Below are 1,426 nucleotides of genomic sequence, written 5' to 3' on the forward strand. Positions count from 1 at the left end.
GGGCGGGGGGTGTTGACGTGGCGCGGCCTGCGGGGCGTGGCGGTGAGGGTCCGGTATCTGGATCTGCTGGCGGTCACGCTGCGGGTGAGGGGCTGGCGGGTGGTGCCGCTGTTCCGGTTGCAGGTGCGGGCGTTGCCGCTGCCGGTTCCGCTGCTGTGGGTGCACGCCGGGGCCGGTGACGTGGGCCTTGCGGTGACGGTCCTGCCCGCCGATGGCGGCGGGTGGGACTACGTCGATGCGACCGATCTTCGGGCGCGGTTCTTGGCTGCGTGCCCCGATCACATGCGGGCGGCTGAGGCGGTGGACGCCCGGTTGAAAGCCCGGATGCGCCCCGAGGGTGAGCCGGGCGGACCGGGTGCGTGGTCGGCGGGTGAGATGACGATGGCACAGCAGCAGGCACAGCAGCAGGCACAGCAGCAGGCACAGCAGCAGGCACAGCAGCAGGCACAGCAGCAGGCACAGCAGCAGGCACAGCAGCAGGCGGAGCAGGAGGCACAGCAGCAGGCGGACGTCCCGCGCACGGTGCTGCGGGCGGTGGATGTGCTGTTCGAGCGGGCCGAGGATGCGCAGTTGATGCTGGCCGATGGCGCGGCCGGGCTGACGCTGGCTGATGCGGGTCTGGCGGTGGAGACGTTGACGCGGGCGTTGGAGCAGGTGTGCGGGATGTTGGATTCGCTGAACAAGCGGGTGGAGCAGATCCGGGACCGGGAGGTGACCGAAGGGCGGGAGGGGTGGTCGGGTCTGGGTGAGTCGGATGCCTCGGCGGTGATGGTGGTCGATGCCGCGTCGGTGGATCTGAGCTACGGGTGTGAGGGGTTGATGGTGGCAATTCACCTGCTCGGGGTGGGGCGGGGGCAACTGCTGCGGGTGGAGCGCGGTGAATGCTGACCGGGTGACGCTCGGGTGAGGCGTCTCCGGGCGGGCGGTAGCCCATCAAGGTGGGCGTGACACCCGCATGTCCTGCCCGCCCGGAGGCTAGAAGCGATGCAGGGGCGGCGTCGTGCGGTCAGGGCGAAGGGCCGCGGCTCCCCTGTCGGCTGACCGGGGGCAGGGCCAGCCGAATGGCCGTAGGCCACCCCGTAGGGGCGACCGTTAAGGGAGTTCAGCCGGCGCTGCCCCCGCCCCCGGCAATTCCGTCCCAGGTGTCGGCGGGGTGGGAGCCGCTGCCCGGCGCCCTCCTGAACCGGGGTGCGGCGCTGGGCCGGGACGGGGTGCGGCTGGTGGTCAGGTGAGGGGGTGGTTGGTGGCGTAGATGGTGGTGGTGTCGGGCCATACCGAGGTGGTCTGGTCGACGGGTTGTCCGGCGTGGGTGTGGGTGGTGGTGACACGGACCAGGACGTACGCGCCGGGGGCCAGTTGCAGGGAGGCGGCTTCGTAGGGCGCGGCGGGCCGGATGGTGATCTGGGTGGTGGCGGTGGCGGGGCGG

The 1,426-nt window shown here is 71.8% G+C and carries 2 protein-coding genes; one reads left to right on the forward strand and one right to left on the reverse strand.

What is annotated here, in order from left to right:
* Positions 1-888, forward strand: an 888-nt coding sequence (locus tag E1287_RS43200) for a hypothetical protein (protein WP_207934826.1), incomplete at its 5' end; no start/stop codon positions are given.
* A 336-nt stretch (positions 889-1,224) separates the two neighbouring features.
* Here E1287_RS43200 and E1287_RS43205 read toward each other — a convergent pair.
* Positions 1,225-1,426 (reverse strand): UTRA domain-containing protein (locus tag E1287_RS43205; protein ID WP_131971943.1); only part of this gene is annotated, 202 nt, incomplete at its 5' end.

The sequence above is a fragment of the Actinomadura sp. KC06 genome (assembly GCF_004348735.1).
Taxonomy (GTDB): Bacteria; Actinomycetota; Actinomycetes; order Streptosporangiales; family Streptosporangiaceae; genus Spirillospora.